14 protein-coding genes and 1 tRNA gene are annotated in these 14,367 nt (G+C 38.9%); 9 read left to right on the top strand and 6 right to left on the bottom strand.

What is annotated here, in order from left to right:
- Nucleotides 1–132: 132 nt before the first annotated feature.
- Together htpG and JKG64_RS09065 are read left to right on the top strand one after the other, a co-directional pair.
- Nucleotides 133–2,019: a molecular chaperone HtpG gene (gene htpG, locus JKG64_RS09070; protein WP_210353965.1), complete on the top strand. Its 1,887-nt coding sequence runs from the start codon at nt 133–135 to the stop codon at nt 2,017–2,019.
- Nucleotides 2,020–2,133: 114 nt separating this feature from the next.
- A tRNA-His gene (locus JKG64_RS09065) sits at nt 2,134–2,207 on the top strand.
- A gap of 77 nt (nt 2,208–2,284) precedes the next feature.
- Here the strand turns inward: JKG64_RS09065 and JKG64_RS09060 are convergent.
- Entirely contained in the window at nt 2,285–2,848 is a 564-nt protein-coding gene (locus JKG64_RS09060) for a YqgE/AlgH family protein (protein ID WP_210353964.1), read from the bottom strand.
- A gap of 195 nt (nt 2,849–3,043) precedes the next feature.
- On the opposite strand from JKG64_RS09060, the gene pdxH reads away from it, so the two are divergent.
- From pdxH to JKG64_RS09040, 4 genes are all read left to right on the top strand, one after another.
- Complete coding sequence (gene pdxH / locus JKG64_RS09055) at nt 3,044–3,697, top strand: pyridoxamine 5'-phosphate oxidase (RefSeq protein WP_210353963.1); 654 nt, start codon at nt 3,044–3,046, stop codon at nt 3,695–3,697.
- On the top strand, nt 3,694–4,185 hold the full coding sequence (locus JKG64_RS09050) for an NADH-quinone oxidoreductase subunit C (RefSeq protein WP_210353962.1): 492 nt from the start codon (nt 3,694–3,696) through the stop codon (nt 4,183–4,185). The genes pdxH and JKG64_RS09050 overlap by 4 nt, the downstream gene beginning before the upstream one ends.
- A gap of 8 nt (nt 4,186–4,193) precedes the next feature.
- Entirely contained in the window at nt 4,194–5,387 is a 1,194-nt protein-coding gene (locus tag JKG64_RS09045) for an NADH-quinone oxidoreductase subunit D (protein ID WP_380893073.1), read from the top strand.
- Nucleotides 5,388–5,577: 190 nt separating this feature from the next.
- Nucleotides 5,578–6,999 carry a PDZ domain-containing protein gene (locus JKG64_RS09040; RefSeq protein WP_210353961.1) on the top strand — a complete coding sequence of 474 codons (1,422 nt, stop codon included), beginning with the start codon at nt 5,578–5,580 and terminating at the stop codon, nt 6,997–6,999.
- Between the two features lie 31 nt (nt 7,000–7,030).
- Here the strand turns inward: JKG64_RS09040 and dnaJ are convergent, their stop codons facing one another.
- Genes dnaJ through JKG64_RS09020 form a run of 5 tightly spaced genes read right to left on the bottom strand, consistent with a single transcriptional unit; the run spans nt 7,031 to nt 10,796 of the window.
- Nucleotides 7,031–8,173: a molecular chaperone DnaJ gene (gene dnaJ, locus JKG64_RS09035; protein WP_210353960.1), complete on the bottom strand. Its 1,143-nt coding sequence runs from the start codon at nt 8,171–8,173 to the stop codon at nt 7,031–7,033.
- Nucleotides 8,174–8,187: 14 nt separating this feature from the next.
- A complete protein-coding gene (locus JKG64_RS09030; RefSeq protein WP_246512512.1) occupies nt 8,188–8,823 on the bottom strand; it encodes a nucleotide exchange factor GrpE in 636 nt (211 codons plus the stop codon).
- A gap of 37 nt (nt 8,824–8,860) precedes the next feature.
- Nucleotides 8,861–9,541 (bottom strand): cell division ATP-binding protein FtsE, encoded by a 681-nt coding sequence (locus JKG64_RS09025; protein WP_133585103.1) that lies wholly within the window; start codon nt 9,539–9,541, stop codon nt 8,861–8,863.
- A gap of 2 nt (nt 9,542–9,543) precedes the next feature.
- Nucleotides 9,544–9,747 carry a fructose-6-phosphate aldolase gene (locus JKG64_RS23030; protein ID WP_246512511.1) on the bottom strand — a complete coding sequence of 68 codons (204 nt, stop codon included), beginning with the start codon at nt 9,745–9,747 and terminating at the stop codon, nt 9,544–9,546.
- 35 nt (nt 9,748–9,782) lie between these two features.
- On the bottom strand, nt 9,783–10,796 hold the full coding sequence (locus tag JKG64_RS09020) for an acyl-CoA reductase (RefSeq protein ID WP_210353959.1): 1,014 nt from the start codon (nt 10,794–10,796) through the stop codon (nt 9,783–9,785).
- A 165-nt stretch (nt 10,797–10,961) separates the two neighbouring features.
- Here JKG64_RS09020 and JKG64_RS09015 point away from each other — a divergent pair, with 165 nt between their 5' ends.
- From JKG64_RS09015 to JKG64_RS09005, 3 genes are all read left to right on the top strand, one after another.
- Nucleotides 10,962–11,312 (top strand): 4Fe-4S dicluster domain-containing protein, encoded by a 351-nt coding sequence (locus tag JKG64_RS09015; RefSeq protein WP_210353958.1) that lies wholly within the window; start codon nt 10,962–10,964, stop codon nt 11,310–11,312.
- Between the two features lie 147 nt (nt 11,313–11,459).
- Complete coding sequence (locus tag JKG64_RS09010; protein WP_210353957.1) at nt 11,460–12,905, top strand: dicarboxylate/amino acid:cation symporter; 1,446 nt, start codon at nt 11,460–11,462, stop codon at nt 12,903–12,905.
- Nucleotides 12,906–13,054: 149 nt separating this feature from the next.
- Nucleotides 13,055–14,365 (top strand): D-alanyl-D-alanine carboxypeptidase/D-alanyl-D-alanine-endopeptidase, encoded by a 1,311-nt coding sequence (locus JKG64_RS09005; protein ID WP_246512510.1) that lies wholly within the window; start codon nt 13,055–13,057, stop codon nt 14,363–14,365.
- Nucleotides 14,366–14,367: the final 2 nt, after the last annotated feature.

The raw sequence follows: 14,367 nt of genomic DNA, 5'->3' as shown, positions 1-14,367 counted from the left end.
TTGAAGAAGATAATAATGGCAGAGTTGCAATGCTTTTTCTTAGGTTATTCTGACATTCTGTCTTAAAGTTGATTTTGGAACAAGCCTTGATAAGTTTATTGCAGTAATAAAAAGTTAAATAGTAAAATACATATGCAAGAAAAAGGTAGTATCTCGATCCACACCGAGAATATTTTTCCGGTGATCAAAAAGTTTTTATATTCTGATAACGAGATTTTCTTAAGAGAATTGGTGTCTAATGCTGTGGATGCCTCTCAGAAAATTAAACGGTTATCTTCGCTAGGTCAGTTCAATGGTGAAGTAGGAGAGCTCGTTGTTGATGTGAAATTTGATGAAGCAGCTAAAACCATTACGATATCGGACAACGGTATTGGTATGACAGCAGAAGAGATCAAAAAATACATCAACCAGATTGCTTTTTCCGGTGCTACTGAGTTCATGGAAAAATTTAAAGAAGCAAACGACGCGAATGAGATTATTGGTCGTTTTGGTTTAGGCTTCTACTCGGCATTTATGGTGGCTGACCGTGTCGAGATCGATTCGTTATCTTATCAGGATGGAGCTGAACCAGCGCATTGGACCTGTGATGGTAGTACATCATACGAAATTTCGGAGGGTACACGTACGACACGTGGAACAGATGTCATTCTACATGTTAATGCAGATTCTGAGGAATTCTTAAATAAGTTTAAATTGCAGCAAATCTTGGATAAGTATGCCAAGTTCTTGCCTGTGCCTATTCGTTTCGGTACAAAAACTACATCGGAACCTGATGGCGAAGATGAAGAGGGTAAACCTAAATACAAATCGATCGAAGTTGATAACTTTATTAATAATACGAATCCGGCTTGGACCAAGTCACCTTCGGAGTTAACAGATGAAGATTATCTTGCTTTCTACCGCGAGCTGTATCCACAATCTATGGATGAACCTTTGTTCTGGATTCATCTAAATGTTGACTATCCATTTAATCTGACAGGTATTCTTTACTTCCCGAAAATAAAGAATGAATTAGAGATCCAACGTAATAAGATTAAGCTTTATTCGCGTCAGGTATTTATTACCGATGAGGTGAAGGATATCGTCCCAGAGTTTTTGATGTTGTTGCATGGTGTTATTGATTCACCAGATATTCCTTTAAACGTATCTCGATCGTTTTTACAGGCTGACGGCAATGTGAAGAAAATCAATAACTATATCACTAAGAAAGTCGCGGACAAATTACAGGAAATCTTCAAGTCTGATCGTAAAGGATTTGAAGAGAAATGGAAAGACATTGGTCTTTTTATAAAGTATGGGATGTTGAGTGATGAGAAATTTGCAGAGAAAGCAAATGAGTTCTGTTTGTTGGAAAATACAAATAAGGAAAGCTATACCTTAAAAGAGTATTATGAAAAGGTAAAAGATATTCAAGTCGATAAAGATGGCAATATCGTGTACTTGTATAGCTCAGATGTCGCACAGCAGGACGGTTTCATCACTACGGCGATAGCGAAAGGGTATGATGTCCTGGTTTTAGACGGGCCACTCGATACACATATCACTTCTTATTTAGAGCAAAAAGGAGGAGAGAAGATCCAGTTAAAACGTGTGGATTCGGATGTTATCGATAAGTTGATTCAAAAGGATGAGAAGATTGAGCTAATCCTGACGGAGGAAGAAAGTAAAAAAGCAACTGACTTATTTCAGAAAGCAATCAACCGTACAGATATGAATGTGCAGATCGAAGCTTTGAAGGCTGATGAGTTACCAGTATCTGTAACGTTAGACGAGTTTATGCGTCGCATGAAAGATATGGCAAAGACAGGTGGCGGAATGGGATTCTATGGTAATATTCCGGATAACTATAAAGTCAGCGTAAATGGTAACCATCCTTTGGTAAAACGTATGTTGGAAAGTGGAGAGGAAGAAGGACAGAAATTAGCTAAGCAGGCTTTTGATTTAGCGTTATTATCACGAGGATTACTGACCGGAGCTGATTTAACATCGTTTGTAAAACGAAGTGTAGAGATGATTTAATAATTTGTTAAAAATAATCGCTTAATCCTCATTGTGTTATTGCATAATGAGGATTTTTTGTGAAAAACATTTGGAGTATATGGATTAAAAACCTACTTTTGTATCACAAACACGGTAGGTATAGCTCAGTTGGTTAGAGCACTAGATTGTGGTTCTAGGGGTCGTCGGTTCGAGCCCGATTACTTACCCGCTTCTAAAGGCTTCTCAGAAATGAGAGGCTTTTTTGTTTTACTTGATATTCAAAGATAATTCTTTCTCGCTAGCTTTAATTTAGATAAGGATTCTTTGGGAAGTTGGCAACATGTGCGTACTTTGGCCCCAAACTGATTAAAGCTTGTTTCCAAAGCTCTTCGCCATCTATCAGAAAAGGAAGTTCGTGTTTGAATGAATTATGAATAACCCATGTGTTCTGTTTTATCTCATCCTCTAATTGGCCTGCTGACCAGCCTGAATAACCAAGGAAGAACTTTATCTCTTGAGGCTCGATGATGTTTTCATTGATTAATAGAATCGCCTGCTCTAAGTCCCCGCCCCAAAATAGATCTGTTCCAATAGGTATACTGTCTACTATCTTATCGGGAGCTTGGTGGAGGAAAAATAAAGCGTCGTTTTGTACTGGCCCGCCTATATAGACTGGGAATTTTTCGGATATTACAGTTGTTATTATATCGGATAGTACAAGGTTTGAGCGATGGTTTAAGACCAATCCGACAGTTCCTTCATTGTCGTGTTCACAAAGGACAATAACGGAGCGTTCGAAGTTGGAATCGAGTATAAAGGGTTCTGAAATCAAGAGACTTCCTTGTGTGGGCATGTTTTGATTGAACATCGCTTATTATATTATTTTAGTATAAACTTAGACAAATTTGGTTTTATAAACAATTATGACTTATGCTGTATTCTTGCTCGGATAGAAAATCTACGTAAATGGTCGACTTCTATGGGTATTAGCCTTAAAAAGGGTCAAAAGATGACATTCTTTTGTGTTGCATTTAGTAAGTTTGTCAAACAAAATATACATCCTATGGCAATCGATCATAAAAATATTGCAGCAATTAGAGAGGATTATGCGAAAGACTCTCTTTCGGAACAGCAGGTGCATGCCGATCCTGTTGTGCAGTTTACACATTGGTTTGATCAGGCTTTGCACGCGAAAGTGATAGAGCCTAATGCGATGACACTGGCGACAATTAATGAGGGGGACTTTCCTTCGGCTAGAATTGTATTATTGAAGGATATCAAAGCAGATGGTTTTAGCTTTTTTACGAATTATGAAAGCCAAAAGGGATTGGATATGGCTCGCTGTGCTAAAGTGAGTTTGCTGTTTTTCTGGCCTGAGCTGCAACGACAAGTGCGTATTGAAGGCTTAGTGGAACGCTTATGCCAGGAAGATTCAGATGAGTATTTTGCGTCTAGGCCAAAGGGGAGCCGAATAGGGGCATGGGCCTCACCGCAAAGTCAGATCATTCCAGATCGCGATTTTTTGGAACAACGTGTGGATTTCTATGAACAAAAATTTGGCCTATCTGATGTGGTAGAGCGACCTCCTTTTTGGGGAGGGTATTTGGTTAAGCCTGTTAAGGTAGAATTCTGGCAAGGACGAAGCTCTAGACTACATGATAGAATTGTTTATTTTTTAGAAGAAAATGGCTGGGTAGTTAATCGATTAGCACCATGATCAAACAATTAAAAGAAGAAATAGATAAGGTATTTGGATCAGATGTGGTCAAATTGACTGATGCAGGGCTTCAGGATACGCTGACTGTCGCACCAGCAAGGCTGAGAGAGGTGTGCCTATGGTTGCGGGACCATCCGACATTTTATTTCGATTTTCTAGCTAATATCACTGCGGTGGATTATTTCCCTGAGGCGCGCTTTGCGGTAGTATATAACTTGACTTCTATTCCATTTCAATTACAATTGACACTGCGGGTAGAAATTGAGCAAGAACGCAGTCTGGAACACTTACCAGAAGTACCTTCTGTGAGTATGGTCTGGCGTACCGCAGATTGGCACGAACGGGAGGCATTTGACCTTATGGGGATTTATTTTACAGATCACCCTGATTTAAGGCGCATATTATTACCAGATGATTGGGAAGGATTTCCGTTACGTAAAGATTATGAAGACCCTGATAGTTATCATGGCATTCCTATCAAGAATTAGATCACAATATGCATACAAAGTATAATCAAGGATATCAGCAGTATTTGGAGAGAATGCAGCAAATCGGATCTACGGAGATGATTATTAATATGGGGCCACAGCACCCCTCCACGCACGGAGTATTGCGACTGGAGCTCGTTACTGATGGAGAACTTGTAAAGGATGTCATCCCACATTTGGGGTATTTACATCGTTGTTTTGATAAGCATGCTGAATCAATGAACTACGGTAAGAGTATTCCTTTTACGGATCGGTTGGACTATTTAGCTTCCATGAATAATAGCCATGCATTCGTCATGGGAGTAGAGCGAATGCTGGGAATAGAACAGCATTTGCCTAAACGTGTGGAATACATCCGTGTCTTAGTGTGTGAATTGAATAGGATTGCTTCTCATCTGATTGCTATAGGTACCTATGGGATTGATATTGGAGCATTCACACCTTTTATGTGGTGTTTTAGAGATAGGGAACATATTATGAATATGCTGGAGTGGGCTTCCGGTTCGCGCATGTTATATAATTATATTTGGGTAGGTGGTTTGTTTTATGATTTGCCGGTGGGGTTTGAACAGCGTTGCAAAGAGTTTATTGCTTATTTCAAACCGAAGTTGGCCGAATTGGATGGATTGCTGTCCAGTAATCAGATATTTATCTCCCGTACAGCTAATGTTGGAGTTTTGCCTTCGGACGTTGCGATCAACTACGGATGTTCGGGACCTATGCTACGTGCTAGTGGTATAAAATGGGATCTTCGACGAGTTGATGGGTATTCTGTATATCCTGAATTGGATTTTGAGATACCCGTAGGTAAGGGACTTATGGGGACGGTAGGTGATTCTTGGGACAGGTATAAGGTGAGGGTTGATGAAATTTATGAATCAGTAAAAATCATAGAGCAATGTCTTGCAAGGTTGATGTCAGATTTTGCGCGTTTGCCTGATTTTGATCCTCGTGCGATGGTGCCTAAAAAAGCTACAATGAAGGCGCAAAATTACTATGTACGTGCAGAAAATCCGAAAGGGGAGCTGGGTTTCTATTTTGAAACGAAAGATAAATCAGATATTCCTTTGCGTTTAAAGGCAAGAGGGCCAAGTTTTAATAATCTTTCAGTTTTACCTGAGCTTGGGAAAGGGGTGCTAATCGCAGATTTGATCGCTATTCTAGGCTCTATTGATATTGTGTTAGGAGAAGTGGATAGATAACGAAAGAAAATGCAAAAAAACGCACAAAATATTTGAAGTTTAAACATTAAGTCGTATCTTTGAGTTCTCATAATTTAAGTTTATAATTGGTTAATAGGAAGTCTGCATCCGCCCGGATGCAGGCTTTTTTATTGTTTTAGCTTTTTTCAATGCATCTTTTTATCTAAGTTTAGGTGTAAAATGAGAACCAATGTATGTGAACCCTAATTTTTCCGATTCTTTCGAAACTATAGGTTTGTACAGGAATGTACCCGATAGCGGTGCTCGTTCTCCTATTTTTAGACTTTTTATTACCTTATTCCTCTCGCTTATAGTGCAGTCTTATACAGGGGTAAGGGCGCAGCAGTGGGATTTTAAGGCTAATATGAATAAGGTGGTAATTCCAATTGATATTACCAATCATATCATTATGTTGCCTATTCAACTGAATGGAGAGCCATTGACTTTTATCCTCGATACCGGAGTTAAGGAGACTATGTTATTTGGTGCGGTAGATTCTGCTATTTTAAGAAATGTATCTTCTTATAATTTTCAAGGGCTTGGAGTAGATCAGGGAATTCAAGGATTGCTGTCTTTGGATAATGTATTGGCACTAGGTGATTCGATATTGACTGATCATCATCACGATCTCTATGTAATTACCGATAGTACGATTAATCTTTCGAAGAATATTGGGGTGCCTATACATGGGGTTCTTGGAAGTAATTTTTTTCAGAACCACCTGATACGAATTGACTATGTCCGGAAAAAATTACATGTCTTTAAGTCTTTGGGGGATCTGGACAAAGACTTAAGTAAATATACAGCCGTTAAACTGGATCTTGTGAAAGATCGTCCGTTTGTAGATATTACCATAAGTAGCGGCGGTAAGCTCTTTGAGAATTCAAGAATGTTGGTCGACCTTGGTAATTCCGATCCTTTAATGATTTTCCCGACGACATTGACGGATTATAAGATCTCAAAACCTTATGTTTATGAATTTTTGGGACAGGGATTTAATGGTAATATCTATGGTAAGCGAAATAGGATAGACGGAGTAACAGTCGCTAAATGGAATTTTAAGCGGTTGTTTGTATCTTACCCAGACACCAATTCATATAGCGCTAGAAGATTGGTAGAGCGGAGGGTTGGCTCTATTGGTAATCAAATCATGTCCCGATTTGATGTAATCTTTGATTATGCAGACAGCGTGATGTACCTCCGTAAAAACAAACTATTTGGTGATCCTTTTAATATTGATATGAGTGGATTGGAGGTCCGGCATGTTGGTTTTTCCTGGTTAAAAAGTAGAACTGGGACAAAACCATTGGGAACAACCTCCAACGAAGGTACTACAATCAATCTAAGCAATGATGTGTTGTATCAAATTGAATTAGTGCCTGCTTATGTGATACAGCATGTTCGAATTGGTTCTCCAGCTTATTTGGCAGGAGTAAAGGAAGGAGATAGCATTTATAAGATAAATGGTAAATATGCAGGAAAGATGACGTTGGAAAGTATTAAGGGGAAGTTGCAGGCTCGTGATCAATATGGGGTATCACTTGAAGTAAAACGGGGTGATGAAATCGTTAAGTTTCGGTTTAAATTAGTGGATCCTATACCATTAAATTAAAAGGGACTGTTACAAAACAGTCCCTTTTAATTTACTCAAAATATTCTTTGATTCGTTCGAAGAATGATTTCTCGCTTTTTCCAGGTTGCGGTTTAAAGTTTGCCGAACCTTTAAGTTTTTCTAAAACTTCGCGCTCTTCGGAAGATACGGCCTTAGGTGTCCATATATTGACATATATCAATTGGTCGCCTTTGTGGTAAGAGTTTACCTCTGGGATACCTTTACCTTTAAGTCTTAATATTTTTCCGCCTTGTGTACCTGCGTCGATTTTTATCTTAGCTTTACCATCTATGGTTGGTACCTCGACACTAGTGCCCAGTGCTGCGTCAGCAAAATTAATGTATAAATCGTAGATAACGTTGATGCCGTCGCGTTTGAGCGATTCGTGCTGAACTTCTTCAACTAAGATGATAAGGTCTCCAGCTATTCCTCCTCGAGGAGCTGCGTTACCTTTTCCGGTCATCGATAGTTGCATACCCTCACTGACACCAGCGGGGATATTGATCGTTATTGTTTCTTCGCCTCTTTCTAGACCTTCGCCTTTACAGGTTGTACATTTAGCTGTGATTTCTACGCCTTCGCCATTACAGGTCGGACAGGTGCTGGTCGTTTGCATTTGTCCTAAAATAGTATTAGTGACACGTCTTACAGATCCTGCTCCTCCACATGTTTTACACGTATGGAAAGAAGACTTATCTTTAGCTCCTGAACCGTCACAAGTCTTACATACAATCTGCTTGTTGACTTTGACTTTCTTTTCAGTCCCTTTTGCTATTTCTTCAAGGGTGAGTTTTACTTTTATACGTAAATTGCTGCCTTTCTGAACCCGGCGTCCTCCAGAACGGGAACCTCCTCCAAAAAAGCTTTCAAATGGGTGACCTCCACCAAAGATGTCACCAAATTGGCTGAATATGTCATCCATATTCATACCACCGCCACCAAAACCACCAGAATTTCCAGAATGACCAAATTGGTCGTAGCGTGCTTTTTTCTCTTGATTACTTAAAATCTCATAGGCCTCCGCCGCCTCTTTAAAATTCTCTTCCGCTTCTTTATCCCCAGGATTTTTGTCCGGGTGGAATTTGATTGCTAGTTTGCGATAAGCTGATTTTATCTCTGCTGCATCTGCTTGACGAGATACACCAAGTACATCATAATAATCTCTCTTCGACATTCCTCTTCTATTTCTTATTGTCCTATGACCACTTTAGCAAAACGGATTACTTTATCATTTAAGAAGTAGCCTTTTTCTACAGTGTCTATTACTTTATTCTTAAGGTCTTCAGAAGGTGCGGGGATGCTGGTGATTGCTTCTTGGAAATCAGCATCAAACGGTTGTCCGTTTGTTTCCATCTCTTTAAGCCCTTCGTTCTCAAGAAGTTTTTTGAATTTATTGCTGACGAGTTCTATTCCCTGTTTGATGCCTTCTACATCTTGAGCATTGGCCATTGCGGCAAGTGCTCTGTCAAAGTCGTCTAGGACAGGTAATAATTTTGAAATTACGCCTTGACCTGCAGTTTGTATTAGTTCTACGCGTTCCTTAGAAGTTCTCTTTTTATAATTATCAAACTCAGCAAATAGACGAGCGTATTTATCGTTCGCTTCTGCCAATTGATTTGTTAGAGATTCTTCAATAGATAATTCTTCAGCCTCATTCTGGACTGTGTTGTTGTCCTGAGCTAAGTTTTCTTCGTCTTGAATATGTTCTTGTTCGTTCATCATCCACCTAGTTTTTATGTGCTTCAATAGCTGCCGTAGCGTATTCAAAAAATTTGCCATTATAAAAATATCCGACACCTTGTCAGTATTTTGTAGTAAATACATGCAAAGTGTCGGATTATACTTTGTTTTGTCAGTTGTTTTAAATGCTTACATTGTCATGCATAGCACCATCTTCCGTTTTAATAATGCGTGCAGGCATATTACGAATGATCTGGTAATCATGTGTAGCCATTAGAACGGCTGTGCCAGAAGATGCAATATCACGTAATAAAAGGACAATCTCTTCGGAAGTGGCAGGGTCTAGATTACCTGTAGGCTCATCTGCTAAGATAATTTCTGGATCATTGAGAAGTGCGCGTGCGATTACTACACGTTGCTGCTCCCCTCCGGACAGTTCATGAGGCATTTTTTTGAGTTTAGAGCGAAGTCCAACTTTTTCCAATACATCGAGCATTCTATTTTGTATAAGACCTTTGTCTGTCCAACCTGTTGCTTTTAAGGCAAACTCTAGATTTTTTTCTATGGTTCGGTCATTCAATAAATGGAAGTCCTGAAAAACGATTCCTAATTTACGTCTTAGAAAAGGAACTTCGGATTCACGTAGTTTCTTAAGGTCAAAGCCGGCAACTAATCCTTCTCCATTAGAAATGTAGAGGTCACCATAAATGATTTTTAATAAACTACTTTTACCAGTTCCGGACTGACCAATTAGGTACAGAAATTCTCCTTGTGCAATTTCTAGATTAACATTGGATAAAACCAGATGTTTTTGTTGGTATATATCTACGTTTCTTAGTCTTATTACAGTATTTTGTGCCATCATCAAAGTTCAATTTTCTTAATTTGACCAAAGGGTAGCTCATTGACAATTTTCATGATCTGATCGGCTTTTTCACCCAATCCAATCTTGTCTAAAGATTTGTCTGGTCTATCTACTCGGAAATACGCTAGTAAAGTAAACGAATCGTCTCGCAATTGGACATAGTCTGGGATTTTAGCGACACCTTTTACTTTTATTACATACATAAAACAAAGTTAATTTTTTTTTTCAAATTAAAGAATTATTGGTGTTGAGCTAGGAAATCTAACGTGTTTACACCATCTGCATAGTCATCTAATGCAGGTTGTTGACTCTCACCCAAACCAAAATTAGGAGACTTAATCTGTAACCTTTGTTGAGATACAACACATTGAATATCTTCCTGGTGGCTGTTCAGTATAGATTCCAATCCTTTAATATCAGCATACTCTTCATAGAACACTACTGCTAGCGGTGAAGATAGATTGGAGTCTTCTTTCAGCAATAGAAAACCATTGTCATAATGCTTGTCTTTGTTGATTAGATAAATTGATTTATTATAGTCGTAATTGTTGTTGTATTTGAAATGGTCTCTTATCGGACTAAATTGTTCTATAGCCTCGAAGAAAGTCGCAATAGGGTAGTCTTTCGGAAAATATAGTTTGGATACTGATCGACAGCCTAAACCAAAGTAATTAAAAATATCATTACCAAGCCCCACAAGTTCTTCGGTGCTTTCATCGCCTGTTAGTACTGCAACAGAATTTCGGTTTTTTCGAATGATATGGGGCTTTTGGCCGAAATAGTATTCAAAATAACGAGCTGAGTTGTTGGATCCTGTAGCGATAATGAGATCGAAATCTGCTAGTTTATCTACTAGGGTTATTTTTTCGGCAAATAAAGGTTCAATTTGAATCAAGTGGTTGATCACAAGTTGGGTTAAACCTGCGTCATCGGATGAGGCTTTGATTTTTACGCTGAAGCCCATAATCGCAGAAGACAATATATCATGAAAGCCAACAAGTGGTAGATTGCCTGCTAGCACTAGACCTACTGTTTTTTTGCTTTCTTCAGCAGGATATTGAGCAATCCAGGTACTTAGTTTTTCTAAGGTAAGATTATTACCCAGAGCGTGCATCTGACGAAGGACATTGTCCATCGTATACCAGGGGTTTTTGTGGTGTAATCGCGCTACTAATTGTGTTGTCTCCTCATCTAGTTTAGACAACCATTCTCCTAATTTAGCAAAGGCTGCTATCCGTTCTTGCTTTGTCAAAATATATTATTTAGAATCGTTCTGATAAATTTTTGATTTATCTTTGTAATGTCAAATAATTGGATAAACGACTAAAGTTATATACTTTTTTTGTGCTAGTTATAAATCCAATATTTACCTTTGACGTACAAAATTAGTTTATTTATTATAATTGTGAGGTTATAAATGGCGATAAAAATTACAGATGAATGTATTAATTGCGGCGCATGCGAACCGGAATGCCCCAATAATGCGATATATGATGCAGGTGTGCCTTGGAAATTTGCTGACGGTACGGCTTTAGATGGTGTGATTGACTTTGGTGATGGGGTGACAATTGATGCAGGAGCATCACAGGATGCTATTTCGGATGAGGTGTATTATATCGTGTCTGATAAGTGTACTGAATGTGTTGGTTTTCATGATGAGCCTCAATGTGCCGCTGTATGTCCGGTGGACTGTTGTGTGGAGGATGAAGATGTGGTTGAGTCAGAAGAAGAATTGTTGTCTAAGAAAGCGTGGTTGCACGCCGAATAGAAGCACAGAATATTATAGATTTATAAGAAGCACGACAACATTGTCGTGCTTTTTTGTTTGCTTTCTATTTAAAAGAGTTTGTGAAACCTACCTATTTTTTTATTTTTGCTGTAATCATAAATTATGTAATCTTAAAATAAATAGTAGATGTCGAAAAAGAAAGTAGGTTTTGTGACGCTCGTTACAATTACTATTGCAATAATTATAACCCTTTTCTACGAGTTTGACTTGTTTGGTGTTTCGCCTTCCGTGATGAAGGGGGTGCGTTGGTTGACAGCTGCGGTGTTGGTCTTAAATGCCTTGGTTAGAAAAAACCTGACAACCTGGATAATGACCTGTCTCGTATTAGGTGTTTTTGTCGGATTAGATTTTCCTGATCTGGCCATTGCGATGCACCCATTGAGTCAAGGGTTTATTAAATTGGTAAAGACGATTGTAGGACCTATTTTATTTGCAACGTTGGTCTTTGGTATTGCTGGGCATTCCGACCTGAAGTCTGTTGGGCGTATGGCATGGAAATCCATGTTATACTTTTTCTGCGCTACAACCTGTGCAATCTTTATCGGTTTGGCCGTTATCAATATTACAAAGGCAGGAGTAGGCGTGGATATAGAGCATATGCCACATGAGGAGTTGCCTACAACCTCTGCTGTAAGTGTAGCTGACCAGAAGGTGTTAGATCATATTGCAAAGGAAGTGCATGGAGTTTATAAGTTCAACGCTTTCATTCGAGATACTTTTCCGGAGAATATTGTAAAGTCGGTGTATGAAAATAAAGTTTTACAGATTGTTATCTTCGGTGTTTTGTTTGGGATAGGGTTGGCTATGGTCAATGAAAAGAAACGAAAGCCCTTGGTGGATTTTACGGAGAGTCTCTCAGAGGCTATGTTTAAATTCACAAACCTTGTAATGCTCTTTGCGCCAATTGGTGTTGGAGCTGCTATGGCGTACACGGTGGGTCATTTAGGGGTCGATATCCTAAAGAATCTCTTTATGTTGTTGATGAGCCTTTATATTGCTTTGATCGCGTTCTTGTTGCTCGTGCTATTTCCTGTTGCATTATACCTGAAGGTACCTGTAAAGCAATTTATAAATGCGATCAAAGAGCCTGTGTCTATCGCATTTGCAACAACAAGTTCTGACGCCGCTTTGCCAAAAGCAATGGAAAACATGGAAAAATTTGGTGTTCCACGTAAAATCGTATCTTTTGTTATCCCTACGGGATATAGTTTTAATTTGGATGGCACATCGCTTTACTTGTCCTTGGCTTCGATATTTGTTGCCCAGGCTGCTGGTATAGAGTTAAGTATAGGACAGCAACTGTTGATTGCTTTTACATTGATGATAACATCAAAAGGTGTAGCAGCGGTTCCTCGGGCATCATTGATTGTATTGATAGCTACAGCCGATCAATTTGGTTTACCTACGTTTGTTATTGCTGCTATTCTTGGTATAGACGAGCTGATGGATATGGCACGTACTTCGGTCAATGTAATTGGAAACTGTTTGGCTACGGTTGTCGTGGCTAAATGGGAAGGTGAGTTTGATGAATCTGCCGCAGAAAATCCAAATTTTCTAGAAGTGGAAAAGTAGAAATACGCTATAGATCTTTGCGAAACCGCTAAATTATTCCAAACAGGGAATGTTTAGCGGTTTTTATATTTATGCTGTTTCTGGAGGTTATAATATTGTTTTTTGTCAATTTCCTTTTAATAGAGAACTGTTTTTTATATCTTTCTAAAATGAAAAGATATTTCCCTTATTGCCTAACGCTAATTTTTTTGTTTTCTATAAGGTGGGTTGGAGCACAGGATTTTTCTGCACTGGAGGAACAATTTTCAAAATCTTCCATACTACCTAGGCATCACTTTGGTTTTAGTCTCTATGATTTGGACAGTAGTAAGTTCGTTTTTGGAAAGCAGGAAGATCAGCATTTTATTCCAGCCTCTAATACGAAAGTGTTTACTTTGTTCGCATCATTAAAAATAATTGGGGACTCTATTCCTGGTATTCAATATGTTGAACGTGGAGACTCTCTAATTTTTTGGGGGACTGGAGATCCAACATTCTTACATCCAAAATTAGATAATGGGAGAGTCTATGATTTTCTCTTGTCTTCTTCTAAAAAACTCTTCTATGTTCCTCAGTTCTCTTCTGAGCCTGCGTATAGAGAGGGATGGGCTATCGAAGATTATGCGTATGACTATCAACCTGAAATAAGCAGTTTTCCAATTTACGGTAATCTGGTGCGTTTTAAAGCAAGTGGAAAAGGGATAATAGCGGAGCCAAGTTATTTTGACCGTGAGATTGCTATCAGTGAAAGGTCAAGTAAATATTTTTCGGTCAAAAGGGACTTGAATTCGAATCGATTTGAGATGACTTCTGTGAATGTGCCATCAGGCTATCGTACGAGTAGACCTTTTATCTGGTCGGATAGCTTACTTGTAAAGTTGTTACAGGATACATTACACAGAGAGGTGGGATCCCTGATCGATTATAAAAAGCCAATCGATATCAGGACATTATATTCGGTGCCCCGCAATCATGTTTTACGGGAAATGATGTTGCCGAGTGATAATTTTCTGGCCGAACACCTTACAATGATATCTTCGGATATTCATTATCAGGGATTCTATACGGATTCCTTGCGGTCTGAAATCCATAAGGCCTATTATGGTGGATTCTTGGATACAATCGAACTGCGCGATGGCAGCGGGCTATCCACTTATAATAGAGTGTCTCCACGGAGTCTGATTCAGGTGTTGTTGGAGATAAAGAAATTAATTCCCGATGAGAATCAACGCTACTTGTATTTTCCAGCTGGGGGAGTGGATGGTACACTTAAAAATGCTTATGCGTTGGATCAGGGAGTGCCTTTTGTTTGGGCCAAAACAGGTACAATACATGCGGTTCACTGTCAGTCTGGTTATCTTGTGACCCGAACAGGAAGGCGTTACGCATTTTCTTTTTTAAATAATAATTTTATGAGCAGTACGTCTACTATTCGAAAGGAGATGGTACGGATTATGACGTTTATTCGACAGAATTATTAATT

The organism is Sphingobacterium tabacisoli (genome assembly GCF_017908035.1).
Lineage (GTDB): Bacteria > Bacteroidota > Bacteroidia > Sphingobacteriales > Sphingobacteriaceae > Sphingobacterium > Sphingobacterium tabacisoli.
This window is presented reverse-complemented; position numbering and strand designations above follow the sequence as displayed.

Coding starts and splice junctions, on each gene's coding strand:
- htpG (WP_210353965.1), top strand. CDS start 133: ATGCAAGAAAAAGGTAGTATCTCGATCCACACCGAGAATATTTTTCCG.
- JKG64_RS09060 (WP_210353964.1), bottom strand. CDS start 2,848: ATGTTCAATCAAAACATGCCCACACAAGGAAGTCTCTTGATTTCAGAA.
- pdxH (WP_210353963.1), top strand. CDS start 3,044: ATGGCAATCGATCATAAAAATATTGCAGCAATTAGAGAGGATTATGCG.
- JKG64_RS09050 (WP_210353962.1), top strand. CDS start 3,694: ATGATCAAACAATTAAAAGAAGAAATAGATAAGGTATTTGGATCAGAT.
- JKG64_RS09045 (WP_380893073.1), top strand. CDS start 4,194: ATGCATACAAAGTATAATCAAGGATATCAGCAGTATTTGGAGAGAATG.
- JKG64_RS09040 (WP_210353961.1), top strand. CDS start 5,578: ATGTATGTGAACCCTAATTTTTCCGATTCTTTCGAAACTATAGGTTTG.
- dnaJ (WP_210353960.1), bottom strand. CDS start 8,173: ATGTCGAAGAGAGATTATTATGATGTACTTGGTGTATCTCGTCAAGCA.
- JKG64_RS09030 (WP_246512512.1), bottom strand. CDS start 8,823: ATGTATTTACTACAAAATACTGACAAGGTGTCGGATATTTTTATAATG.
- JKG64_RS09025 (WP_133585103.1), bottom strand. CDS start 9,541: ATGGCACAAAATACTGTAATAAGACTAAGAAACGTAGATATATACCAA.
- JKG64_RS23030 (WP_246512511.1), bottom strand. CDS start 9,747: ATGTATGTAATAAAAGTAAAAGGTGTCGCTAAAATCCCAGACTATGTC.
- JKG64_RS09015 (WP_210353958.1), top strand. CDS start 10,962: ATGGCGATAAAAATTACAGATGAATGTATTAATTGCGGCGCATGCGAA.
- JKG64_RS09010 (WP_210353957.1), top strand. CDS start 11,460: ATGTCGAAAAAGAAAGTAGGTTTTGTGACGCTCGTTACAATTACTATT.
- JKG64_RS09005 (WP_246512510.1), top strand. CDS start 13,055: ATGAAAAGATATTTCCCTTATTGCCTAACGCTAATTTTTTTGTTTTCT.